This is a genomic window from Nitrospira japonica (assembly GCF_900169565.1).
Lineage (GTDB): Bacteria > Nitrospirota > Nitrospiria > Nitrospirales > Nitrospiraceae > Nitrospira_C > Nitrospira_C japonica_A.
The window spans coordinates 572,509-595,645 of sequence record NZ_LT828648.1; the positions used below are offsets into that span (position 1 = coordinate 572,509).

A 23,137-nucleotide genomic window follows, 5' to 3' on the forward strand; every position below is an offset into this window, starting at 1 on the left:
TGGACTACCTCCCCTTCTGCGGCCGCTGTAGCGGGCCGACTAATTGGTTAAGAGTGATCCGTAACGCCTGACACAGCTTGATGACCGTCGAGAGTTGCGGGTCCAGCCTGCCGTTCTCCAGCTTCACGATGGAGACATAGTGCACACCTGACCGCTCCGCCAGGCTCCGTACGCTCAAGCCCCGCTTCTCTCGCCAAGATTTCAACTGTGTCTGCATAAACAGAATGGTAGCTGTATAGCTACCGATAATCAAGAGGCTAGAACCTGGAAGGGTCGATGCACTTTGACGGACTTCGACGCGATCCATTTGTCTATTTCCACTCGATCGAACTTGGTGAGACGCCCCAATTTGATATGAGGAATGCGCCGTTTGCTGACCATCGCATATAAGGTATGGACGGACAGCCCGGTATACACCGCGACATCCTGAATGGAGAGCAGCCGCCGTGTGATGGGCGTTGTCTCAGCTGTCAGAGCCATCCGTCTCGTTTCCTGAGTGATCGACCAACGATCCGGTCACGGTGATTGGTGCATTGACGACCGGTGGGGGTGTGCGGTTGATCGTGATCGTCACCGCCGTATCTTGCTCAATGTGTTGCTTGGGGCCGTAGAGCTTCGGTCGGCGCCGTTCGAGCATCCAGAGCCAATAGCGGACTTCCTCTCTCCCGCGCGCGAGGCCAAGCACATCGGAGGCGTTCACCATCCGATCTTTCGCCTGAATCGCGTTCTCGACGAGGTAATCCGTCACCATCTGCCCGAACTCCGTATCCCCATGTCCCGCTAAGGCCCACTTCTCCAGCCGTTGGCGGACCGCTTCATCGGTGACGCCGTAACTCTGTCCGATCAACTTGAGCGATTCGCCGGCACGATACCGGGCGGCAATCGCGGCCAGGTCATCAGCTGGAATCCGACCCGGCTTCACGGGGGCGTTCTCAGGGTTGGGGTGTGTCACGATCTCAGATGCCATGCGTGCTCCTTCTCAGCACCAGACTGGGTACGCTTCGATGCGCTCTTTAATCCCGCCGTCCACTTTGGCTTGGATGCGAGCCACGTGGAGCCGCCAGATATCCTCATTCTTTTTCACGTACGCCCAGGTACACCGTCCGATGTCCCACTCAATTTCAAGCCATTGCACGTCACCCTGTTGCAGCGGGCTGACGAGGTACATCAGCCGGATTATTCGGCCGTTCCACACGCTGGGAAGCCCAGGCTTCTCAGGTTCTGGAAACTCAAACCAGTGCTTAGTCATGCGAGGCTCTCCACAATGGGAGCGGCCGGGGGCTCAGGAACTGGGAGTCCTAAGGCGTCTTGAATAGCCGAATAGAGGGCGTTATTGCGGATGGCGTACTGCGCGTATCGCTCTGGGTAGTGCTCACGCAACCAGGGGATGAATTCCGTCGTTTCTTGGACAAAGGCCGTACAGTCGAAGCAGTCGAGGGAAGAACTCTGGGGCACGGCGTAGTAGTGGGCCGGGACTTCCATGACCGTCTCGAGGTAGTCGAGCACGTCCTGCTCACTCCAATCGTGAATGGGGCAGAGTTGGGTCATCTCCTCGAACGGCATAACCGCCTGTGTCATGGCGTTCTTGTGTTCGTCCGCGCGGGATCCGCTGACGAGATGCGTGACGCTCAGTGAGATGGCTTTGTCCCAGAGCGGCTTGTTGACGTTCTCAAAATGGCACTGGCGATAACTCTGAATCGTGACAGGCTTCCTGCCAGTGAATTGCTGGCCGAAGGAGGTGTAATCGATCGGGACGACATCGGCGGGAATGCCTTCACGGGCGTTCTGCCCCTTCCGGTCGGTCCGCACGACATGCATGGGAACGAGGGCGCGCGCGTAGGTGACGCACTCGAGGGTCTCCGGCAGGGTGAAGCCGGTATCCACAAAAATGGCAAAGCTGAGCCGGTCGCGAAGGAGATGCAGACAGGCCATGCTGTCTTTCCCGCCGGAGAAGGCCAGGCCAATGACGGCGGATTCCGGGATCTGGTTGACGGATTCGTGAAGGGGCTTCATGCGGTGCCCTCGGGGAGGTCTTTGAACTCCGCGTATCGGGCGATGAATCGCACCTTCCGATCTCCAATCGGGCCGTTCCGGTGTTTCCGAACCAAAACTTCCGCCAGGCCCTTCTCGTCCGTGTCGGGGACATAGACTTCATGGCGATAGAGGAAAATGACGATATCGGCGTCTTGTTCGATGGCGCCGGAATCGCGCAAGTCCGCCAGGATCGGCCGGCGATCGGGCCGCGATTCACAGGCGCGGGAAAGTTGTGACAGGACGAGGACCGGCACGTTCAGCTCCTTGGCCAGCATCTTGAGGCGGCGAGAGGCTTCCGCGATGCCTCGTTGGTAGAGCGCAGCGTCCGGGATCTGCAGGAGCTGTAGATAGTCCACAATGAGCAGGTCGAGGCCCTGAGAGGCCTGTAAGTGTCGGGCCTGACTGACGACGCGTTCGATGCTCAGGTCTGAGGCGTCATTGATCCACATCGGGAGTCCGGCCAGGTGTTGCGTGGTCTCGGCGAAGTGCCACCAGCCTTGTGGGGTCAGGGTACCGGTCTTGAGCGCGTGGAGATCGAGCGGGGCGCCCATCCCGTGCAAGCGGAGGCCGATTTGCAACCGCGACATCTCCAGGGAGAAGAATCCGACTTTGAACCCCGCTCGAGCCGCCGCTAACGCGGAGCCCAGCACGAACGCGGTTTTTCCCATGCTCGGTCTGGCCGCAATGACGACCGAGTCGGACCGATGCCACCCGCCGAGTAGGGTATCGAGGTCGGCGAAGCCGGTGGGGATCCCGATCACGGCCTCGTGCCCCTTGTGCATGCGATCGACATAGTTGGCGGTGTCAAATGCCACTTGCTGGAGCGCGCACCACTCGGCCTCCTCTCGCCCGGTCATAATCTGACGGACGCCCCGTTCTACCGTCTGGAGCAGGCCGTCAATCGCCTGTTTGTCATAAGCCTGCCGGCTGAGCGAATCGGTGAACGAGATCAGTCGTCGTCGGATCGCGTGGTCGGCAACGATGCGGCAGTGATGCGCAATATTCGAGGCGGAGGCCACGGTGGTCAGCAATTCGGCGAGGCCCCCGCGTCCGCCGATGGCCGTCATATGGCCGGCCCGATCGAGGTGATTGCCAAGACTCAGCAAGTCCAGCGCCGTACCGGCTGCGGCGAGGTCCAGCATGGCCTGAAAGATGCGCTGATGCCGGCTATCGTAGAAGTCTTGAGTGCGCAAGCTTTCCTGTGCGGTGCTCAGGGCCGTCGGCTCGATTAAGATGGCGCCTAGCACGGCTTGTTCCGCCTCAAGGTCGTGCGGCTGCATCCGAAGCTGCTCGTCGGTGCTATGCATGCATCACCTCGTGCGCGTCGATCACGGAGCTGAGATGGGCCTGGCAGCGGGGCTCGTCAGGTCGGCTCACAGGACTTGCCGGCTCGCCACACGCGCGGAGCACTTGACTCCCAGGATGGTGAATGCGTTTGGTACAGACCCCGAGGTGGCTATGGCCATTCGCGATGGCAGAGGGGGCCGGCTCGATCCAGTCTCGCCACGGCTCCACCTGCGTCTTCCCTGTGCCCTTTTGTATCCAGCGGTGGGGATCCGCAATGCCAACGCCTTGGACCACATCACCACTGCTCGCATAGTTCTTTACGGCCGTCAGGAGTAGGGTCTGGTCTGTAGGCGTCAGTCGGCAGAACTTTTTAAGGGCATCGGTTCGACCCAGCTTCTTTCCGTTTCTTGTGGGGTAGAGATTCCAAAACTCTCCGAACGCCTGATGCTCCGCCGGAGGCGGCTCCTGTTTCTGCTCCTGCTCCTGCTCCTGCTCCTGAGATGGCGAACGTTTGGGGTAACGTTGGGGGTAACGTTTCGCCAACGTTTGGGTAAACGTTCCAATGAGCCCTTCTGGAAGATAGGCCGTATTAGCGGAAAACCGCTTCAGGAGCGGCGTTTCTGGTAAATCGTCGAGGTCCTTGAGATTCCCGATCACGTTGTTGGCATTCTCGGGTTGGTTGTATCGCCACCAGGTGGGCAGGAAGAGCACGCGGGCATCAGCATCCCACTCCCAATTCAAGGTTCGACAAACGTTCCCGAAACGTTCCAGGAACGTTGGGGGTAACGTTTCAAGGTCCTCGCTGGCCTTCCCCGGAGAGAACGAGAATAGACCGATCCGATTGGACTGGGCCGTCAGGATATAGAGCGCAATGCGTTGCTCCTCAGCGGTCAGACGGCGAAACTTTTCGTCAGTCCAGATTCGGGGGTCAATCTTGCGATAGCGGGAAGCCATCTTACTTTGTCGCCTCCTGGAGTTCGGACAGCGCAGCTAGTGAATGATGTGCGGCCGCCAGAAGGCTCCGATGTGGATGCGAGGGGCTAGCAGGCGGCCGGGGCATGTTCCGATATTCCTGCTCGAGGAACTCAATTAACTTGGGCAGCATGGCGGTGAAGCGATCCGAGAGGAGCGCTGGCTTGTGCTGGGATCGAGGTTCAGATATAGTTCGCATGCCGTTTCCTTCCTGTATTGAACCGCCGCGGAGGTCGCACTCCCGGCGGTTGTTAGTTACTTCACTTCAAAATCTGTCGTAGGTCTCCGACTCTCCAGGCGGTCACTCGAGCGGAGAGCTTGTGCGGACGTGGAATATGTCCGTCCCGCACACGACGCCAAATGGTTGAGCTTGAGCACGCAAAGAGAAGTTCAACGATGGGCTGGCGTACGTGGGCGCTATTCGGCAATCGATCGAAGTGTGCGAAAACTTCGGGAAGCGGTTGGGCGGTGTGCTGTGGTGACATGTCGTGGTGCCTCCTGGATCACACCTTGCCACGAGCGACATGTTACGCACAGGAAGAATAATTGATTTATTTTTCGTGAAGCTTCATGGCCTTATCATATCGTCGGCGGACGTATTCCCGCACAAGAGTATCCGTAATGTCCTTATTATTTGGAGACCCGTGAACTTTAATGGCTCCTTCCGCAGCTTTCTCAAGGCTGAGCCTCGGATTCTGGTAACGGGCGCACATCATGGAGAATAGCAGGCCATTGATGGCATTTTTTCGAATCGCTTGCCTCACAGGATTGCCGGCCTTCGGCTTGGATTTCAAACCAAAGGCCTCATCAAGAGACAAAGTTCCGTCGGAATTTACATATTTCGAAAAAGACGCAACCACGTATTCTAGGGTTTCGGCATCGGGAAGAGCGCCAAAGGCCAATGCTTGGAAGCAAAACTTAATTCGGTCAAGGGGTGTCCCATCGCACAACTTCGTCCCGAAGCGATTGAACCATTGCTGCCGCGAGGTGCCCTGCACTGCCTGTACAAGATGTTCGAGATCATCTAAGACTAAGCGTGGAGCGGAGGTTGCAAGGGATTTGCTTCGCGAAATATGGCGTCGCGTCTGAAAACTAATTTTGCATTCTGGTGGATCGGTATAAGAAATGGGATTCATGAGCGAAGAGGGGGGATGGTCCGTAACTTCACTTGGCGGTATGCTCGGCTTCTTGCGTTTCGGCATTTCCCCTCCTGCAGGGCCCTGATAGTGGGAAGGCGGCACCAGCGTCAGGAACGCTGGCCGGTCAGGTGATCAATCCTGGCCGTTGCCGCCAAAGATACTTAGCTAGTTTTGCGCCATCCGATAGAGCAGACCTTGCCCCCTTATACGTCCAAAGGCATACACAGAACAGAAAAGCCCAAAATGGTGAGGAAGAAAACATAATCATTTCCCATGGTAACTTTTTGCACATTCCTTTGGTCGCCCCTGGCGCCGCTTTTTTTCATGTTCTCCCCACTCCCACGACAAACAGCCAATATGTTCCTCGTTGAATGCTCCCTTCATTGTTAACTTAACGATGACCTGAAGAGGCGTTTTCCCTGTTTCTATTTCCTGCGGCGTTATCTTTGGAATATCCACAGGGAGTTCAAACGGATGGTGCCGCAGATTTGGATGTAAGATAAACTGGTTAGTGTTCTTCTCAAAGAATTCATCCTTGCCCAGATAGACCGTTGTCTCTGTTGATACAACCGTTATCTGTGCAGCGCCTGCATTAACCAGAGGGAAAAGAATAAGACTTCCATTTTTCTCTCCCTGGAGAATTGGCGGGGTAGCAAGATCCACTAAAGGCAAAGACGAGGTCTCAGCCAAACGCAGTTTGTTCTGGAGAATCTGCACTTCATTGGACTTACCCTCCAGATCGTGGATTAACGTATCCTTTTCATGTCTCAATATCGTTAGTTCTGTCGTTGCAGTTGTCTTGAAATCTTTGAGATCGCGAATCTCACTATCCTTTTGTCCGATGTGTTTCTGCATGGTTGTTATTTCTGCCCTATAATCTGGAGCTTGCTTATTTAGTTCGTATTGATCTTTCCAAGCCAAAAAGCAGGCCCAAAATACCAAGAGGCATAGTAGTGCTGTGTAAACCTTGATCGATACTTCCCGCTGAAGGACGTATTTTTCAAACAACGCAACTAAGACCATTAGGACACATCCACCCAAGAGCTGAAGCCAATGGTCGAAAACTGAGAAAATGAAATCCCCAAATTCTGCCATTCTTCACCCCCTTGTTGAGAGAGGGCGATATTACCCGAGTGCATCCCGCGTTTCCTTATTGCATGTATTTGGAAAGCAGCCATTGATCATCCGGGCCAATCGGTAGCGGGATCCCGCTGTGTCTGCGGCGGCGCTGGTGGCATCTCTACGGGCTCGGCTGACGGCTGAGGTTCCCGCCGGGTGCGTGGCCTCGTGGGTCGTGGGCCTGCCGTGGGTGGTGGGGTCATGTTGTGGAGATTCATAATCGTGTCGGCTTGGGCATCGACGGCCGACCGGACGCTATTCACATCGAGTCGTGCATAGATGTGCACGTGTTGTAAATCGCTATGTCCTAAGGCCTTGGCAATGACCGATGAGCTCGTCCCACCCATCGCCAAGTAGCTTGCAAATGTTCTTCTCAAATCGTGGATCGTGCAGTCTGGTAGATGGGCGCGGGTCCGGATGCGCTTCCAGGTATTAAAGACATACATTTCCTTCCAGCGACCCAAGTTATGGGGCGCTTCAAATACCCACGTGTTGAGACGGGGCAATCGATCGAGAAACGGAATCAGGGTCCTCGGGAGTGGCGTCGTTTGGGGCTTGCGATTCTTCACCGTGCCGGCCGGCTTATGCCAGAGCCCGTTGACCAGATCCAGGTCCTTCCACTGCATGCGTTGCAGTTCTCCTTTGCGACAGCCGGTCAGCAGGACCGTCAGGAAGAAGGCCCGTATATCGTCCGGTTCCTGATTCAGGACGACCAGCAGACGGCGGAGCTCCTCACCGGGCTGGACAAAACGAGTCCGAAATTGCCTCGGGGGCTTGGGAATGCGGGACGCGGGATTCTGGCCGGACCAGACGCCCCAATCGATCGCTTTGTAAAAGATCGCCGTGATGAGTTTGAGCGACATGCGAGCGACCGTGGGGGAATGTTTGGCGAGTTCTGTTGAGAAATGCAGCAAGACATTGCGGGTGATCAGCTCAGGTTTGAGCGGCACCAGCGGACCGAAGTGTTTGTTGAGCCGACAGTCAATGACAAGGCGGGTAGCCTCGGCGAAATTCACCATGTGGTAGCGCCGGTAGAGTTCGATCCATTCTCGAAAGCACCACGTCGCCTTGCACCGCCGCCAGAGCTCAGCGTCATCCGGCTCGGGAAAGCGATGGCCGGCCAGACAGGCGGTTTCGTATGCCTCCTGTATCGTATTCAGCGCGGGAAGCGTGGCCTCCATTGGTTCATCCAGTAGGTGCGCGTGCATAGTGTTCCTCCTTCACAGACCCGCCGTGGGCTTTGGTCGTCGGGCCTCAATAAGCAAGCGTTCCAAGCGGCCCAACTCGACGGCGCCTCTTCCGATCTTCGATTGCAGCCGAAACCCTCTCCCGCCCACCATGCGGCCGTTGATCTTGACCATCCGCCCGTGGTCGTTACTGGGACTGCGAAATTGGCGAAAGTTCATGCGGCGACCCCGTTGGCTCTTGCCTTCCTCCTAGCCGCGACCTGCGGCAATGGTTCAGCATTATTGAAGGCCTCGCAGGCACCCTGAATGAGGACGTGGATCGTGGAAGACTCTTCAAGTTCTGAGAGCACCTCCTCAAGACACACCCGCACCTGATCCGCAGGAATAGGTTCGCTTCCTTTCGCGGCCGTCAGCAGCAGGCCCAGCTGACTGACCACTTGTTGCAGAATGTCACTGGCGAGGTTCGCTTCACGAGCCAGCTCTGCGACGCCCGTGCTCCCATCGCGGCCGTCCTCGATGATTCCATTAGGCCAGGCGTAGACGATACGCCCCTGCAATTTCAGCTCAGCTTCGCCATAGTTTTTCCTGACAACAGCTACATTTCCCATGGTGCCCCCTCCTGGTTGGTTGTGAACTACGCTGCCCGCTTTCCACTGAAATGATTTTCCAGTAGAAACCTGATAAGCCCCGATGCGGTGGTGCCTTGCCGACGTTCGGCGTCTAGCTTGGCTTTAAGTTTTGCTGGGATTTGAATCACGATGCGGTCCATCTTCATGGTAACCTCCGTAAGCACTGCGATAGAGCGTGCTAACGTCTAATGTAACATACTCTAGCAAGTGATAGCAAGTGCTGTTTGCAAGAGAATGAGGAGTTGTGAAAACAGTGTTAAACGCGGTAAACAGGTGAGGTGTGGTGTCACACCATGCCCTACAATGAAGGACATTGTCTGACATATGGCCCCCAAGACAAACCCCGATAAGCCTGCTCATCTAAACGTTCGCGATATTCCACGGGAAACGCTTTTCCGCCTCAAAATGGCGGCCGCTGCCGAGCAGAAGACTGTTAAGGATCTCGTCCTGGAGCTGGTGCACGAAAAGATTCAGGAGTTGGAGCGTAAGGGGTTGCTGCCGAGGCTCAAGTAAGCGGTAACAGGTTCCTTTAGTCTGGGGGAGACTCTGCAGTCTCCCACCATTCGTCAATCAGATGGGAGAGGTAGCCATGCCGAGAGAAGACATTCAGATCGACCTTAGCCCAACTGCTGGGAAAACGTTCGGTATCTTGAGTCCTTCCATGATGGAGGCCTTCGAGCCATACGCGGACTTTGTGAACGCTCTCCATGCGGAAGGCCGCATCACAGACGAGGAACTTGATGCCCTTCACCTTCAACTCGACGCCAGACTTGATGGTATGACGGAAGAGATGGAACGACGGTTGAACAAAGTGCACTGAAAGAGTCGGTCGAAGGTAAACCGATCCTCAGAAGCTCGGATTCAGTGATTGGAGAGGAAGTGGCTTCGACCGAAGAGGAAGCGGCCTATCACCAAGCCCGAGGGAGAACAGAAGGGAGTTCTTCTATCTAGAATCCCCCTATTCCCCCTCATGCTGGCCAAGTGTTGAGCGTTATTTCTTCTGCTTCGTGAACTTCGTCCCTTCGAGCGACAGGTTGTACATGAGGCCTTTTTGACCTAACACAAAGGCGACGATCGGATCCTTCATATTGTTGGTATCGATCGTTCCCCCCGCGCCGAGGGTCACGAGTGAGACGGAGCCGTCCACTCCGGCCTTCCACCCCTCGCCATCATGGAATTTCTTCATCGCAGCTTCATCAAGAAACACGAGATAGACAGTCTTAACCTCTCCTCCCAACTGCAGTCCAAACGAACCCTGCAACATGCTGTAGTAATCGACCGTCTTGCCTTTGACTCGGAATGCGCCTTCTCCATACTCTCCGCCAAACCCCGCGCCACCTTTGATGACCTTGGGGAACACCAGCATGCCTTTACTGCTCTCGATGAAGGCTTTGCCGCCTTTGACCTCCTGTTCGAATTTCACGATGGCTTCGTCCGCCCCAGCGTCGATTTCTTTTGCCGAAGCCGCCGACGCCGGGCCAGCGAGCCATGCGTTCAATAACAGCGCGGAGCCTGCCACCATAGCCACGAGCTGCAGGTCCCGAGAAATTGATCCCCTCATAATCATCACTCCTTTCTTTGTGAGCCAGGCTTCGCCAGGCTGGCTCGGTAAAGTAGTACTAACGCTAGGCGGGGAACTCTATGTGATTTTCCTGACCATCGAAACTGTCAGAACTGACAGGGCCGAACAGGTCTAGCACAGAATATGCGCATTTTCGTGCGATGGTTAGACAGATTGACATTAGAATGGGATGGGCTTATAGGTTCCGCGCATGGCTAGCTTCTCAATGCAGAAGTGGTCATCTTCCGTTCAGACTGGTGTGTTCGCACTTCTCAAGCTTCACCTCGGTGTTTCAACTTGGCCGAGCGCATCTGGACTCATCACGTGTTCTTCGATGAGAACGAAACAGAGCCACATAGGCACAGCAAGAAGGAGGCTGAGCATGCAAGTGACGATGATGCTTCTCGCGATAGTTCTGCTGTCTTTCGTTCCGACGGTCACGCCGGCCCATGCTCAGGCCGTCGCGCCGCAGTGCGTCGATGAGGTGGAGACACATTGCGGGCATATTGAGCCTGGTAACCTGCGCATCCAGCAGTGTTTTGAAGCCAACATCAATAAGTTCTCATCCTTGTGCCAGACGGAGCTATCGGAGGGGAAAGCTGATGCCGCGGCCGGAGTCGCACGAGCCAGGAAGAACAAGGGCGCGCCACAGGTCGATGCGATCACGCTTACCAACGATGCCATCGTAGAATTGACGGATGCCCCGGGTGTTGGGAGACGGACGACCGTCGACCTCGATAAGCGTTGGGGGGCGGATGTGTCGGTCATCGCCAGCGCGACAGAGAAGTTGCAGCGTGCATTGACCGAGGCGAAATCCGGCGGCAATGCCCGAGCCGTTCACCTCTTGGAGATGGCGGTGGATTTCGGCAAGGGAAGCATGCACAAGGAGGCGCGCCTGAAGGCGCAAGGGGCGCTGCTGAATCTGTGCCAAGCGGCCAAGAAGACGGAAGCGCCCTGCGACACCGTGCCGAAGTATGGCGCGTACGTCGCTCCGTAGCCGAGGGGAGTCGCGCGGCGACACTGACGCTTGTCAGGAGCATTCCCATTGCGAGTATGCCTTGCGGGGCGCCGCGAAGCGGAACGAAGAGGGTTACGACCTCTATCAGGTAGGGCCCACTTTCGAGAGGAAGTGGGCTCTTTGTTTGTTCCGTCTTTGTCTGATCGCTCCTCACGGTCCATCCTGCGTAGCTCTGTCATCGTCAGCACGGATTCATCCGACAGGTGGTGGCCGAGAAGCAGATCCCTGTTCGGGTGTAAGAAGCGCCTGAAAAGGCGAGGATCACCATAGCGTTCTGTTCTCTTACATGGCTGCAGCATAGGTAAACATAATGGCGGGCCGTTACGCGAAATGACTCTGACGCAGAATCGCTTCATAGGGGACCCGGCGGGCTTGGCTCTCTTGCGTATAGCTCTCATCCTGATTGTGATGCTTACGGCTGGATGCTCCAGCTCCGGGTATGGATGGCATGTCCGTACAAATTCCAGTCCCCCTTCTCCAACATTCAATCGGGCGGTGTTCACACAGGGATCTGTTGCGATATTCGGCGCTCTGGCCCCGCCTCGACTGCTTGGCAGTGAGACGGGCTTAGATACCATCCTGGCGCAAGTTCTCAAAACCGTTGCACCAAGCTTGAAGGTCATCACCCAGCAGGAAGTGGCTAGCCTCATTAATAGGAACGATCTCGCCAACGAGTACGCACGGATGAGAAACGAGGCGCTACAGAGTCATCTTTTGGACGGCGGAACGCTCAAGAAGTTGGGGACGGCAATCGGCACACGCTATGTCTTTCAACCCAAACTGATTGAGTTCATGCAGATTATGAAGGATCGATGGGAGATGCCCCCGATTGCCTTGAAGGTATCCCGTATTCGTTCGAGTATCATGCGACTCTCACTGCAATTATGGGATATGCAGACGGGAGAGCTGCTCTGGGCCTCAACCGCTGAGGCAAGCCTGGAGAGTGAAGCCGTTGGCCAGGACCCGATCTATTTCGAGGATGATGCACGAGTGACCATGGGCAGCATGCTCGCAGACTTCACAAGCGGCCAGACCACATCGTCCTACGGGCCACTGAACGGCTTAATCGATCAGTTGATCCAATTCCCACAGCCTGAAAAACATAAAAACACCGACAATACAGAGCCACGTTAATGCCTCAACTGCGTCCTCCTCTCACTTGCCCTCCGCACCTGGTATATGGGCATGCTCTTAACTGGACGTTAGCCTGCTAAATAGAATATTCGCTCACATTGCTAATCAAATAGCGTGTGAGAGGGTCGCGGTGTTTTCAATGCGACTCTTTCGCAATGGCAATTTTCGTCGCGCGTGAAATAATCGTATCGCAATCGGCTGAGGTCACTGAACAGGCCATGAGCACCCGTCGTCGAAGATCCTTCGCGTCTTCGAGTGTCTCCGGATCGGTTTGAAGACAGTATCTGAAGCAGAGCACTGCCACTGCGATATGCTGATCCACACTCAGCTCGCCCATGACCAGATGATCAAAATCGAATGTGCTCTCGGAAAAGTCCATTCAATCCGTATAGCAGTTGCTTCCAGTGATTCCCTCCTGGGGTTCCGCCTAGTTTCTTCCCGTTGTGTACCTTGGTGAAATGCGCCCTGATCCGATAGGGCGAGCGTGTCGCAGTGGGGGCACTCGATGAAATCCGTGGTCTATGAGGGCTATACCATCAAGTCCTTCCCGCAGCAGCACCTGAAGTCTGGCCAGTGGAAAATTAGTCTCGATATCTTCTGGGAAGCACACGGCGTGACCACGGTGAAATGCTTCACGGCGGAGACGCACTATGCGACGGAAGAGGATGCCGATCTCAACGGCAGCACTTACGGCCAAGACATTATTGACGGAAAGGTGCCCGGACTCTCGGTCGATTGACAATCATGATCTGGGACGACGGCATCGAGGAGCCCAAGCAAGCCGATGGGTGGTATCTCTACCGCCCGCTCCCGACAAGCACGCCGGTTCCCGTCAAAGTCAGAACCATTGGCAGGCTGAAGTATGTGGCGCAGTATGTGGGACACCCCGAAGTCGGCAACCGGCGTCTTAGGGAATGTCACGGTACCTTTCTCCGGCCGCTAGCCGTGCACGAGATCCCCTGTGCACACATGGAGACCTTGACTCTGAATGCTCTGCCCGAGTGGAAGGACTCGGAGGAATGGCTCTGTCCTCAGTGCGGCGCCGTCCTCGGGGGACTGTGAACATCGGGACGGAGCGACATCGTCTAGCCATCTTAGTCGTGACCCTCATGCGCGAAGCGACACACGCATCAATACCCGGGCAAATCATCCCCGTGGCACTTACTGTCCAAGATGGGCAAGGGCATTGCGTAACGGCGCACTGGACACCTTGATTAACCCGTCGAGCGGACGATCCATCTCCCCGATCAGAAAAATCGCCCCTGAGACCGACAGCGCACAGACGATCATGATCGCCACCACCGTGGTGTTATTCGCACTCAGCAGACCAAAGCCCGCAAAGATGAAGGCGAGCCAGAACACCAGCACCACGAGGAAGAGCGTGGGGATGGCGCTTTCTGCTTCCACGATGAGCAGCCAGCGCATGTGGAGAAGCTCCTTGACCAGCTCCGTGGCGCGAGCCTGGAGCACGCGCTGGGCGTCCGTGCGTGGAGCGAGGTCTCGCAGCTTGGCCTGAATGTCCTCGATCCGAGCCAGCCGTTCAGGCGTATCCATCCTGGCTTGTCCGGTCCCTTCGTCCGAAAAGATGACCTCGATGGCAGAGGCGATGACGCGTTGAAGCAATTCACGGGTCTCTTTCGTCTCGGGTCCGTAGTGCGCCAGCACCCGGTCGAGCTGCACCACCCGCACGGCCATCTGCCCAACTTCGCTCTTGATCGTGTCGAACGAGGCTTTGGCTGACGCAATCATCAGGCCGAGCACGAGGGCGGCCAGCGTGGCGATGAGACCGGTCCCATGTTTCACGATACCCATCGACTCTTCACGGAGGTGATGGCTCGGTAAGCACATTCGAATCACTAACCCCAACAGGCCGCTGACAAAGACGCACAGAAACACAATCAACGCGATAGCTAATGAACTCATGTGTGCACGCTACAAATGGACGACCGGTGAGGATGCTCTCATGTTAGCGCACGTTGGAACCTGTTTCGAGAGGCATGGCGAGCCAAATGCACGCATTGCCCGCACTCGGCGCTTGCAGCTCGTGCCAAGCCCTTCTTAGAATAGGCCTCCTGCGAGGTCCTCATGCACTTCACCATTCGTCCCTTCCGTCGGATCCCCCTGTGCTGCCCCGTGGCCTACCAGGTTGAGCAGTTCGAAGGCTTCGGCATGGTCTGGAATGTCACCCCGATGGGCTGGCGCTTCTCCGGTGATCTCCCCCTGCGTGTCGGTGAGGTCTGTTCGCTCACGGTGACGCTGCCCACGCACCAGGAGATTTATGTGGCCGCGGCCATTGTTCGATGGGTGCGAGCCGAGGAATATGGCGTGGAAACGTTGGTGATCGATGCGGAATCCCGGGAGGACCTTGACCAATTTCTTTCTGAATGGACAGCGGAGGCGCCGGGAGCAGATGGGTAGGCAGGAAAGCAGGGCTTCACAATGGGCTTGAGGGCCACTGTTATCTGTGTGTTGCTCATCCTTGCCCCGGTGATCGGGTGGGCAGATTTCTCTGGCGAAGTGGTGGGCGTGCTGGACGGCGACACCATCGAAGTCATGCACCGTCAGCAGGCCGAGCGGATCCGACTCCATGGGATCGATTGTCCCGAAAAAGGGCAAGCATATGGAACGAGGGCGAAGCAGGCCGCCTCGGCGCTCGTGTTCGGGAAGGAGGTCACGCTACGCACTCATGGCATGGACAAGTACGGACGCACCATTGCCGATGTGCTGTTGCCAGATGGCACGAACGTAAATCAGCAACTTGTGAAAGAGGGCTGGTGCTGGTGGTATCGGAAGTATGCCCACAAGGACGTGACCCTGGAGCATTTGGAACAGGCGGCACGTGAGGCACAGTCAGGACTTTGGGCCGATCCGCAACCGGTGCCGCCGTGGGAATATCGGAAGGCTTCGCGAGGAAAGAAGCCGGCCTGGTTGGACTTGGAGCCGGAAGCCGAACTACCAGTTCAATGAAGGTAGAAGGTGACACTGTCAGCAACTTGTCAATATGGAGAAACATGCATGAGTCTGAAGCGCGCGGATCCTTGCTCTCGACGGACACGTATCTGTGAACCATTGCCAAATCGTCCAGCGACACTGGAACAAATAGTCGCGCAATACATTTCGGCATATAGGTCGCGTGCCCAGGAGGCCCTTGATCGCATTCCAACCGGCACACCCCCGGCATCCGCCGTGGAGATTGCTGTTTGGGCCGGAAAGGCGGATCACCAACGAAGGCTCTCGCCGAAATCGCTGTCCGCATTCCAAAAGATACTGCTAGGCAAGCTCCACATCATCCAGAACTGTGCAAACTTCGACGAACTCCATAGGAGCATGGAAGCTGACAGGGTTCATGGGGTGGGAAAACTCGCTATCTATGATATCGCGCTATTGTTAGGCCGCTATTGGGGATATCTGCCAGAGCGAGTTTATCTACACCGAGGGACCCGCCGCGGTGCAAAGGCGCTATCACCTCTGGGTGTCGATCATCGTTGCGATAGCCTAACGGTAACGGATTTCCCTACTAGCTTCCACGCGCTTCAGCCATATGAGATTGAGGATTGTCTCTGCATCTATGAAGACCACATCAAGAGAATCGTGTCTCATCTGGCGCTCAGCAAATGAAACGTCTAGCTTCTGAAATATACGATGCAGTTAAACTGGGAAAGTTGTTGGAGCCCTTCACCGCACAGGATGTGAAGAAGGCCTGTCCTGGATGGGCCGTAGCCACATACGGAACGTTCCTGCCGAAGCATCGGGTGGGCAATCCTGGGGGAAACACAGCGCTGTTCCGCCAGGTGGGTTCAGCCTTGTACGAGTGCCTATAGCCATGATCAGCGAGCTTAATAGAGAATTATACGCCGCTACCACGGGGGTTCCGCTCTATCACTACACCTCCTTGGCCGGCGTGAAGGGAATCATTGATACGGGCCTTCTCAGGGCAACTGAAATAACTTACTTAAACGATTCGACAGAAATGGCTCATACAGTCAGTCAGCTAGATCCCGAGACTTGGTTTCGTGAGGGATTTGGCAAACTCGAATCAAAGCTGTTTGTTCAGTTCCGAGAATGGATATCCCATCGACTTACAGCTGGTCACAAGCTGTATGTTGGATGTTTCACGGCCAATGGCAATCTTCTTAGCCAGTGGCGTAGTTATTGTCCCCCCACCAGGGGTGTCAACCTTGGATTCAACGGAGCAAAATTGACAGCATCAGCCTGTGACCAAGGGTGGAAGTTAGGGAAGTGCATCTACGAACAAGATAAGAAGGAAGAAATTGCAATTGAGGTTTTGAATGAGATTGAGGACCTTGCTGAGAGGAAAGGAGCAAAAGCCGGTTCCTTCCAGCATATTTTTGAAGAGCTGGAAACCCATCTCCTCGAAATTGCTGCCCTTCTTAAGCATCCAGCATTTCATGAAGAACAGGAGTGGCGAATTGTCTCCCCTGTCATTACGAATTATGTTGAGGCGGACATCGAGTATCGAGAAGGCGCATCGATGCTAATTCCTTTCATGAAATTTGGCCTGCCACACGCACCAGATAGACGGGTAGACCTAGAGCATGTGTATCTTGGACCTACACCGAATTCGAATATTTCTATGGAATCGTTATCGAACTATTTGTCCAAATTTGGAGCTAGCCCTAGAAATGGTGTGCAGTATTCCAATGTTCCGTATCGCACCTGGTAAGCCGATGTTGCATTACTAATCCAGTGGTTTTGAGCAAATCCTAAGAGGTTCTGCTATGGCCCTTCATGTGCCGAGACGCAGGCAAGAAGCCTTCGGGATAGATTTACGGTGGGGCTGGAAATGGGAAAGCATTACGCCTATACTTATATACACAATAGGGGCAATGCCCGGGGGTTTGCGAAATTAGCAAGCCGGCTAAAGGCTCGGATGTTCTGTCCGGGCCTTTAGTTTTAGGAGCGCTCGAAACAGCTGTATTTGATTCCTCTCGACGAACACTCCTCTGCCGTAAAATAGCAGTCAATCAACCTACCCGCCTCCTTGAGCCTAACAAAAGGTCCATAACTCGGTTCATAACCAGCTTTTGCCATCGGGTATAAAAGCAGATCGGCTAACTGCAGCATTGGGACTTCCTTTGTCTTCTGATGCAACTCTCCCAGAATTATTCTCCGAAAGTCATCCGCGACAAGAGGAGTGTACCCATGTGAAGTTTGTGTGCTAAAGGGGCTCCCATTTCGTTTCAATTCTTTGAGATAGTGCTTCAGATTTCGGTCCTCTTTTTTTCCCGTACCTTCAAAAACGATCTCGAGTTTTCGACCCTGCCCATCGGAGAACTTGGCGGATCGTTCAACCAAGATCGAAAACGCGGTCTTGCACATGAACCATAGCTGCCCTGGGTACATCTCACGATATCGCGAGACATATCCTGGGCGATGGATCACGCAGGCGATGGCGATCCCGGGAAGCGAAACCAGGAGATGTTCGAGTTCGGATAAAAACTGATCTGCCCGCTCCATACTCCTTAGCCAAGAAAATCTGCCACGCTTTCCTCTAATACTCGATGAGTGGAGGGGATAATTGATATTCCAAGAATTGCAAAACCTCTCGTGGGCAGTTTTTAGACTTGGGATATCTTCCTCTTTAAGCAGGAAGCCGCCCAGGCCGAAGCAATCCATTCCGTCTTGCCGTCCATCCAAAACAGCTCTATCAGGGTCTCTACTTCCCGTGTCGTCAACATACAGCACATACTTATTTGGCATAAGGAGGGCATTGTACTGCGGTCTTATGTGTAGGGTGAATATTAAAGTGAGGGGTTTCCTTTTTCAGAGAATTTAAGAAAAAGGAAGGCCGGGGGTGGCACCAGGTTGGTAGTAGCTGTAGATTGTAGTACCCCATATGAAGTTATGTATACAGATTCTACTGAGTCTTATGACCGCGATCAGCGCGGGATGTAGCCAACATTCACCGTCAACCCCTGCTAATTCATCCGGGGCCGTTTCTCTAACTCACCAGCTCCCGAATATATGCCCTAAGCTGGGGGGGAGCTATGCGGCTATCGGGAAGGCCTCGCCTGGCTATCCCTTCTTCTATCGGGTCTATGCATGGCCTCTTTCAATGGTCCGCATGTTGGGCATTGCCGCACCTATGAACATTGAAAAGTTGGCGATCAAATCGGAGCTCGTCCAAAATGACAATCTCGAGTTAATTCTCTGGAAGAGCGATGGCCAGCGCGATCGCCATGTCCTCATCACGTCGAATGATGCGGTCAGTTGCGATCAAAACGCCTTGAAAATCGTTCGGGAAAGCGATACTGAGGCTGAAGGCACACTCGGACATGTGCGCTATACACGAACCTTTTCCCGAGGAGATGACGGGAGTCTCCGAATGGACGTGAAAATCGAACCAACGACTAAACTATTATGGATAATCCCAATTAGCCAACCGGTCGAAGAGTATCAGGCGGTCTTCGACTCGTTAGAGCATTGACACCCGAAACGCAGCCTTCAACGGGCACAATCACCCCACTCAAAATTTCCATATGCGGGAGGGCCGCCTACCACCGGCTAGTCGTACAGCATCCTGAATGGTGAGCCGGATTGGGCAGAGATCAAGTGCTGGTCGTCTAGCTGATGTGGTACGTAACTGGGATCCCATGCCCGCCAGGTTTCCTTTCGTAAAGAATTTCTAAAAGAAGGACCCCGGGGGTATCTCTCAGCACCCTCTCGCGTGAATTTACCGCTGCTCACGCTGCGTTTTAGGAAAGTAGCTCGTCATGAATACCCTAAGGGTCAGTTGGGAGAGATCGAGGCCTCTCAAGCCCATTGTGTGCGCAGGGAAGCCATTGACGGTGTGATCGGCGGAGTCAGGAGAGCCGAGGGGAATAGAGAACCGGGTAGATAGATGGCTAGGGCTGGGAGTCCTCATTGCCGTACCCCGCCTGCCGCAAAGACCCGGGGGGGGGTGTTCGCCTGGTGTTAATAGGGTGTTAGCCGAGTCTACAAAGACGAGTGGAGCGCAACGAAGACAGACAAACAGAAACAAATGCGGTTCGTTGGTGCCGAAGCGTGGATGAGGGGCCACGCTATGTCTAACAATGACTTAGGTAGCCCCTCGATTCATCACTCTTAATCAGCGGGCCGTAGGTTCGACCCCTACACGGCCCACCATTTTTCGCGGGTTTAGAAACCACCCCCACATATCTCGTCAACGCGGGAACCGTCTCGGAACCGTGTAGCGGGACTGCCTGGACAGAACAGGACGACCGGACCCTGTCCCATTGAATAAGCGTTAAGTTCGAAGTAGCCTGATTGTAGGCGATGGGTTCGCCTCCCTCATTTATTACTGCCTGATCCATGGCCGATAAGCGGCAATGGTTCTTTGAGAAAAGGGAGGTGAGACCGATGGTACAGCGCGATACTGAGCGAAGTTTCTGTGGGGTGTTACTTCTGTTGCTGCTCGCTTCATCCGCGGGCATTGTGTCTTGTGCGCACGATCCTCAAGAGCAGGCGTTCGCATCGTCCGACGGGCACGAGACCGAGAGTCAAGATGAGCAGGCTGGTCGTTCCTTCTAGCCTGGCGATGAAGGAGTGAACACCTGGAGAGATGACCTTAGTGCCGTCTCTCCAGGTTGGCTACCAGCAGAGGAAAACCTACCCCCACTCCGTCCCTGCTGGATGCCAATGTTGCCTGACATCCGAACAGTGGCTAATACTTACTCTGAAGGCCTGCCAAATTCCTGCCTCCTCCACCTCGGTTTATGTCAAAACGCCCGTCCAGTTGCCACCTCTAAGCTTTCTCCGGCTGGTTCTGTCCGTATCGTGTCATCAGCATTGCTCCTCCCGGTCATTGTGTCCCGTTAGCCACGGTCTCTCTTGCTCAGCATAGAGCAACCGGAATGAAATGATACAAGGCGGAGCCCCGACCGAACAGCGGCAACGCGGGGAATCTTTACGGGGCGAAGGCCAGACGCTCAGGACAGACCGTCTGGCATTCGGACAGCTTTTCTGTAGGCCATGGCGTGAAGCTCGGAAAACACTGTAGGATTTCTTGCGAATCCCTCCTCCCCCCTAGTCGCACGGCTGTCTTTCCCAGCGTCACACACTCATCCTGCCTAGGAATTGCTCTATTTGCGGGGAGCACAGACTTGCTGCAAGGCGGCAGTGGTGATCGTACATGGCTGATGTTCGGTCATGAACCACCCGGCGATCGAGAGGCGTTTCGCCGCTCCGCACAGTTCATCAATTCGGCAGACCCGGTGGTATCTCGGTACCGTGAACAATACCAGGGAACCCGGTTTCGGCGGGATGCAATGGGTGACGGTAAAGACTGACTGATCCCGTCGGCCTTCTCCCATATCGTAAATCACCAATTCGCCGCCCCAGTCCGGCTCCCATTCATCATGGAGATAAGTCACCATGGCGAGGCGTCTCATCGGGGTGGGCCGAAGCATCATATCCGCAGACGCCTGGTCCTGCGCTATGTCATCGTGCGTTCGAAGACAGTCTCCGGCGGCGTAGGAGTAGTAATTAAAATTTACGTGCCGCCCCGCAATGTTGGGAAAGGATTCAATATAGCGAGTGATGCACGAGAGGCTGAGCCGATCGAGGAGTCGGCGGCGCTGGGAATGCATTAGGTCCGCTTTCAACCAGTTGCCACAGTAGGGAAATGTTACGGCAAGTCGCGAATTGTCGCGTAGCGACGTCCAGGGCGCCTCCCGCATGGCACGTTGGAACTCTAGCCGGTCGGCGGCGGACCACACCTGATCAAGGATCAATACCTGATCCTCATGAAAGGAGAACCGCTCATCGTCGAACTGATCGAACGCCACCTGCATAGAGGCCCCGCAATAGACAAACCTAGGTGCAAATCCTAGGCCTTCCCAGGATGCGGGAGGCCTGAAGCGGCGCAACGCCATTTCACGTAGACAGTGAGGAGCGTTTCTCGGGCGACATCCTGACCGGCCGCCTGTGTGATGCAACGTAAGTTTCCGCACGGTGCTGCCTGCGCGAATTTGCTCGATTGTAGCGAACAGTGCGAGCAGAAGGGGTGCCGGCAGCTGGCGTGTTAATGATCACAGGTCGATAACTGGAGTCGATCCAGTCCTGTTCTAGAGGCCGGATTTCGGATGTCGGGAGAGCGCGTGGGCTTGGCCTTAGATCGGGTTTGGGACGGTGGTGCCGGTCCACGTTCCATCACCGTGGATCACAGGACGGAATTCCAGTCCCGTGCTCTCGAGGATTGGGCCTATCGGCGCGGCGTGCAACTTCACTTCATTCGACCGGGCAAACCCGTGGAAAATGCGTTTATTGAGTCGTTCAATGGGCGGTTGCGTGACGAGTGTTTGAACGTGCATCAGTTCGCTTCGCTCGCCGAGGCCCCAGGTTACGTGCGTCCCAGTTAATGGGCTCTATTGCATCGCAGACGGTACGGTGAAGGTGCGATTCTGATACGCAGGCAGGCCTTTCCCCTCGTGATACTCCTAACACCAGGCCAACTGTAGGTTCCCCCCAATCACTATCGCCCGGGAAAATGTCCTTCGTCACTCTCAGGGTCATTACCTTTGTGAGAACTCCAACCCAAATTAGGCGATCCCTCTCTTCTTCAGTTCCTCTCGAAAGACGTGCACAATGCCCTTCAACCATTCCCGATTAGATTGCTCCGGACTTGGATCATACCTACAATACAGCTTCCACACCAGAAACCAGGCAAGCGCCCGATCATCCATTTGTTGATCCAACAGTCGAATAAGTTCTGCAATCGTCGTCTCCAATTCCGAGGAGGACACAGGCTCCAATCTTCATGAAAATAGGTCCCAAACAACATCTCAAGCATTGGAAAGTCTGTCGTACTCATGGAAGCACAAATCCCATATGGATTCGATAGCCTAACAACGATCCAGCACTCACTCCTCCTCAGGCCAGATGATATTCAAGACGACGTGTTTCTCTTCAATGCCTTGCTTCCATAGTAGCTGTAGCGCTGCCCGCTTCGCGCTCATGACGCTATGTTCAAGATCTCTGTGGTCAGTGCTGGGAACCCGCTTGAAGATGCTCTCATCCTGATCGGTATCTAAGACCCCATACCACGCGTCGGCATACCAGAGACCGTCATCAGATTTATGAGGGTTGATCATGATACGCCCTCTTCTCATCTCCGCTCGTAACCTTGTCGTTGATAATCACTGATGCAGTCACGCTCGCGCTCCATCGCCGCCGCTTTTGAGAACAGGCCAGACGATGTGCCGGTATAGTAGTATGGGCCGCACTGTGCAGCCTGTTGCGTTTGAGGATGAACAAGCATCACGGAATCGGTCATGCAACCGGCCAGGAGAGCGAGCATTGCCATGAGAGCGAGTCTGAGCAACTTACACGATTGCATCCACTACCGGGCCTTTCCGTATGTCGTCATCTTCACTGGCAGTTTTGTCGTCGGGATTTCCAACGCTCCCAAGCATGGCCTAGGAACACATCTCGATTCTCCATCACAATGTCCCACCAAGTACAGCCCCTCTCATCAGCCAATGCGTTCCACGTGAACTTTAAGCGACGCGTCCCATTCGTGCTCCCACTTTCTGAGCATGAGTGCATCGATTGACGACTCCGCATGTTGCATAGCCTTGCCTCCTGGCTTCAGCAGCTCCGTGAGTGCCTGCACCGTGAGTGGCGCATTCCCTTCGGAGCGGTTATTCACCAGGACATAGGCCCGCTTCTACTCTGCCACGGCTTTCTGCAGTAGGTCCACGGCCTCCTTATCGCATCTCCGTCAGTTCCATGCAGGTCACTCGATGTTCAGTGGCCCTACTCGAGTAAGATTCATGATCTTCGCCTGCGCGATGTCACTGGTCAGAGTGGAGTCAGCTGGCCTGTGAAGGGTGACCGAGCTGACTCCTCCCTTCCACTTAGGCAGGCAAAACTTTGAAATAGACTTTGTACGAAGCTCCTTCACCCGACAGGAGGGACCTTTCTATGTTGAAATCGATGCCGCCTCCAGTCATACGATTTTCCTGCGAATCGCATAGCGCTGGTCATGATGGGCGACTTGTGACTGCGGAATGTCCTAGGGCATTCAAGAGGTCGTCGTATGGGACAATTGTCAA

The 23,137-nt window shown here is 55.0% G+C and carries 29 protein-coding genes and 1 pseudogene; 11 read left to right on the top strand and 19 right to left on the bottom strand.

The features are described 5' to 3' along the window. Positions 1 to 4: 4 nt before the first annotated feature. The 14 genes from NSJP_RS19450 to NSJP_RS19110 all read right to left on the bottom strand — a co-directional run bounded on the left by NSJP_RS19450 (position 5) and on the right by NSJP_RS19110 (position 8,513). Complete coding sequence (locus NSJP_RS19450) at positions 5 to 307, bottom strand: helix-turn-helix domain-containing protein (RefSeq protein ID WP_080885400.1); 303 nt, start codon at positions 305 to 307, stop codon at positions 5 to 7. Beyond that, positions 250 to 480, bottom strand: coding sequence for a helix-turn-helix domain-containing protein (locus NSJP_RS02725; protein WP_080885401.1), 231 nt, complete (start codon positions 478 to 480; stop codon positions 250 to 252). The genes NSJP_RS19450 and NSJP_RS02725 overlap by 58 nt, the downstream gene beginning before the upstream one ends. Continuing rightward, positions 464 to 967, bottom strand: a complete 504-nt coding sequence (locus NSJP_RS02730; protein ID WP_080885402.1) for a hypothetical protein — start codon at positions 965 to 967, stop codon at positions 464 to 466. Before NSJP_RS02730 ends, NSJP_RS02725 begins: the two co-directional genes overlap by 17 nt. Before the next feature lie 12 nt (positions 968 to 979). Next, on the bottom strand, positions 980 to 1,249 hold the full coding sequence (locus tag NSJP_RS02735; RefSeq protein WP_080885403.1) for a hypothetical protein: 270 nt from the start codon (positions 1,247 to 1,249) through the stop codon (positions 980 to 982). Next, positions 1,246 to 2,013: a phosphoadenosine phosphosulfate reductase domain-containing protein gene (locus NSJP_RS02740; protein ID WP_080885404.1), complete on the bottom strand. Its 768-nt coding sequence runs from the start codon at positions 2,011 to 2,013 to the stop codon at positions 1,246 to 1,248. Before NSJP_RS02740 ends, NSJP_RS02735 begins: the two co-directional genes overlap by 4 nt. Then, entirely contained in the window at positions 2,010 to 3,341 is a 1,332-nt protein-coding gene (gene dnaB, locus NSJP_RS02745) for a replicative DNA helicase (protein ID WP_080885405.1), read from the bottom strand. Before dnaB ends, NSJP_RS02740 begins: the two co-directional genes overlap by 4 nt. After that, positions 3,334 to 4,275 carry a hypothetical protein gene (locus NSJP_RS02750; protein ID WP_080885406.1) on the bottom strand — a complete coding sequence of 314 codons (942 nt, stop codon included), beginning with the start codon at positions 4,273 to 4,275 and terminating at the stop codon, positions 3,334 to 3,336. Before NSJP_RS02750 ends, dnaB begins: the two co-directional genes overlap by 8 nt. A gap of 278 nt (positions 4,276 to 4,553) precedes the next feature. Further along, on the bottom strand, positions 4,554 to 4,778 hold the full coding sequence (locus NSJP_RS19995) for a helix-turn-helix transcriptional regulator (protein ID WP_080885408.1): 225 nt from the start codon (positions 4,776 to 4,778) through the stop codon (positions 4,554 to 4,556). Between the two features lie 66 nt (positions 4,779 to 4,844). Further along, positions 4,845 to 5,495, bottom strand: a complete 651-nt coding sequence (locus tag NSJP_RS02765; RefSeq protein WP_155969811.1) for a hypothetical protein — start codon at positions 5,493 to 5,495, stop codon at positions 4,845 to 4,847. 201 nt (positions 5,496 to 5,696) lie between these two features. Then, on the bottom strand, positions 5,697 to 6,527 hold the full coding sequence (locus NSJP_RS02770) for a hypothetical protein (RefSeq protein WP_080885410.1): 831 nt from the start codon (positions 6,525 to 6,527) through the stop codon (positions 5,697 to 5,699). An 86-nt stretch (positions 6,528 to 6,613) separates the two neighbouring features. Then, positions 6,614 to 7,759, bottom strand: a complete 1,146-nt coding sequence (locus tag NSJP_RS02775; protein ID WP_080885411.1) for a tyrosine-type recombinase/integrase — start codon at positions 7,757 to 7,759, stop codon at positions 6,614 to 6,616. Positions 7,760 to 7,771: 12 nt separating this feature from the next. After that, on the bottom strand, positions 7,772 to 7,957 hold the full coding sequence (locus tag NSJP_RS02780; RefSeq protein WP_080885412.1) for a hypothetical protein: 186 nt from the start codon (positions 7,955 to 7,957) through the stop codon (positions 7,772 to 7,774). Next, positions 7,954 to 8,346, bottom strand: a complete 393-nt coding sequence (locus tag NSJP_RS02785) for a hypothetical protein (RefSeq protein ID WP_080885413.1) — start codon at positions 8,344 to 8,346, stop codon at positions 7,954 to 7,956. Before NSJP_RS02785 ends, NSJP_RS02780 begins: the two co-directional genes overlap by 4 nt. 26 nt (positions 8,347 to 8,372) lie before the next feature. Beyond that, on the bottom strand, positions 8,373 to 8,513 hold the full coding sequence (locus NSJP_RS19110) for a hypothetical protein (RefSeq protein WP_155969813.1): 141 nt from the start codon (positions 8,511 to 8,513) through the stop codon (positions 8,373 to 8,375). Between the two features lie 178 nt (positions 8,514 to 8,691). Between NSJP_RS19110 and NSJP_RS02790 the strand changes: the two genes are divergently transcribed. Together NSJP_RS02790 and NSJP_RS02795 are read left to right on the top strand one after the other, a co-directional pair. Beyond that, positions 8,692 to 8,880: a hypothetical protein gene (locus NSJP_RS02790; RefSeq protein ID WP_080885414.1), complete on the top strand. Its 189-nt coding sequence runs from the start codon at positions 8,692 to 8,694 to the stop codon at positions 8,878 to 8,880. A 76-nt stretch (positions 8,881 to 8,956) separates the two neighbouring features. Further along, positions 8,957 to 9,187: a hypothetical protein gene (locus NSJP_RS02795; protein WP_155969815.1), complete on the top strand. Its 231-nt coding sequence runs from the start codon at positions 8,957 to 8,959 to the stop codon at positions 9,185 to 9,187. A 171-nt stretch (positions 9,188 to 9,358) separates the two neighbouring features. Here NSJP_RS02795 and NSJP_RS02800 read toward each other — a convergent pair whose 3' ends face one another. After that, positions 9,359 to 9,928: a lipid-binding SYLF domain-containing protein gene (locus NSJP_RS02800; RefSeq protein ID WP_197685470.1), complete on the bottom strand. Its 570-nt coding sequence runs from the start codon at positions 9,926 to 9,928 to the stop codon at positions 9,359 to 9,361. Positions 9,929 to 10,310: 382 nt separating this feature from the next. On the opposite strand from NSJP_RS02800, the gene NSJP_RS02805 reads away from it, so the two are divergent. From NSJP_RS02805 to NSJP_RS02825, 4 genes are all read left to right on the top strand, one after another. Next, a complete protein-coding gene (locus NSJP_RS02805) occupies positions 10,311 to 10,925 on the top strand; it encodes a hypothetical protein (protein WP_080885416.1) in 615 nt (204 codons plus the stop codon). 516 nt (positions 10,926 to 11,441) lie between these two features. Beyond that, positions 11,442 to 12,080 (top strand): hypothetical protein, encoded by a 639-nt coding sequence (locus NSJP_RS02810; RefSeq protein WP_155969817.1) that lies wholly within the window; start codon positions 11,442 to 11,444, stop codon positions 12,078 to 12,080. A 505-nt stretch (positions 12,081 to 12,585) separates the two neighbouring features. Next, entirely contained in the window at positions 12,586 to 12,819 is a 234-nt protein-coding gene (locus tag NSJP_RS02820; protein WP_080885419.1) for a CV_2116 domain-containing protein, read from the top strand. Positions 12,820 to 12,824: 5 nt separating this feature from the next. Further along, positions 12,825 to 13,142 carry a hypothetical protein gene (locus NSJP_RS02825; RefSeq protein WP_080885420.1) on the top strand — a complete coding sequence of 106 codons (318 nt, stop codon included), beginning with the start codon at positions 12,825 to 12,827 and terminating at the stop codon, positions 13,140 to 13,142. Positions 13,143 to 13,241: 99 nt separating this feature from the next. Here NSJP_RS02825 and NSJP_RS02830 read toward each other — a convergent pair whose 3' ends face one another. Continuing rightward, positions 13,242 to 14,003 (bottom strand): bestrophin-like domain, encoded by a 762-nt coding sequence (locus NSJP_RS02830; RefSeq protein WP_080885421.1) that lies wholly within the window; start codon positions 14,001 to 14,003, stop codon positions 13,242 to 13,244. Between the two features lie 162 nt (positions 14,004 to 14,165). Here NSJP_RS02830 and NSJP_RS02835 point away from each other — a divergent pair, with 162 nt between their 5' ends. From NSJP_RS02835 to NSJP_RS02850, 3 genes are all read left to right on the top strand, one after another. Further along, positions 14,166 to 14,498: a PilZ domain-containing protein gene (locus NSJP_RS02835; protein WP_080885422.1), complete on the top strand. Its 333-nt coding sequence runs from the start codon at positions 14,166 to 14,168 to the stop codon at positions 14,496 to 14,498. A gap of 48 nt (positions 14,499 to 14,546) precedes the next feature. Further along, positions 14,547 to 15,047 carry a thermonuclease family protein gene (locus tag NSJP_RS02840; protein ID WP_231989471.1) on the top strand — a complete coding sequence of 167 codons (501 nt, stop codon included), beginning with the start codon at positions 14,547 to 14,549 and terminating at the stop codon, positions 15,045 to 15,047. Between the two features lie 856 nt (positions 15,048 to 15,903). Beyond that, entirely contained in the window at positions 15,904 to 16,764 is an 861-nt protein-coding gene (locus NSJP_RS02850; RefSeq protein WP_172834111.1) for a DUF2971 domain-containing protein, read from the top strand. Between the two features lie 230 nt (positions 16,765 to 16,994). Here NSJP_RS02850 and NSJP_RS02855 read toward each other — a convergent pair whose 3' ends face one another. Beyond that, positions 16,995 to 17,801, bottom strand: coding sequence for a DUF3800 domain-containing protein (locus tag NSJP_RS02855; RefSeq protein WP_080885426.1), 807 nt, complete (start codon positions 17,799 to 17,801; stop codon positions 16,995 to 16,997). Positions 17,802 to 18,165: 364 nt separating this feature from the next. Here NSJP_RS02855 and NSJP_RS02860 point away from each other — a divergent pair, with 364 nt between their 5' ends. Then, positions 18,166 to 18,528, top strand: a complete 363-nt coding sequence (locus NSJP_RS02860) for a hypothetical protein (RefSeq protein WP_155969819.1) — start codon at positions 18,166 to 18,168, stop codon at positions 18,526 to 18,528. A 1,636-nt stretch (positions 18,529 to 20,164) separates the two neighbouring features. On the opposite strand, the gene NSJP_RS19920 is transcribed toward NSJP_RS02860, so the two are convergent. After that, complete coding sequence (locus NSJP_RS19920) at positions 20,165 to 20,956, bottom strand: 2OG-Fe(II) oxygenase (RefSeq protein WP_080885429.1); 792 nt, start codon at positions 20,954 to 20,956, stop codon at positions 20,165 to 20,167. Positions 20,957 to 21,130: 174 nt separating this feature from the next. Between NSJP_RS19920 and NSJP_RS20000 the strand changes: the two are divergent. Beyond that, a pseudogene (locus NSJP_RS20000) lies at positions 21,131 to 21,418 on the top strand (integrase core domain-containing protein); the annotation flags it as partial. A gap of 525 nt (positions 21,419 to 21,943) precedes the next feature. On the opposite strand, the gene NSJP_RS02885 reads toward NSJP_RS20000, so the two are convergent. Further along, positions 21,944 to 22,174 carry a hypothetical protein gene (locus NSJP_RS02885; protein WP_080885432.1) on the bottom strand — a complete coding sequence of 77 codons (231 nt, stop codon included), beginning with the start codon at positions 22,172 to 22,174 and terminating at the stop codon, positions 21,944 to 21,946. Between the last annotated feature and the right edge of the window lie 963 nt (positions 22,175 to 23,137).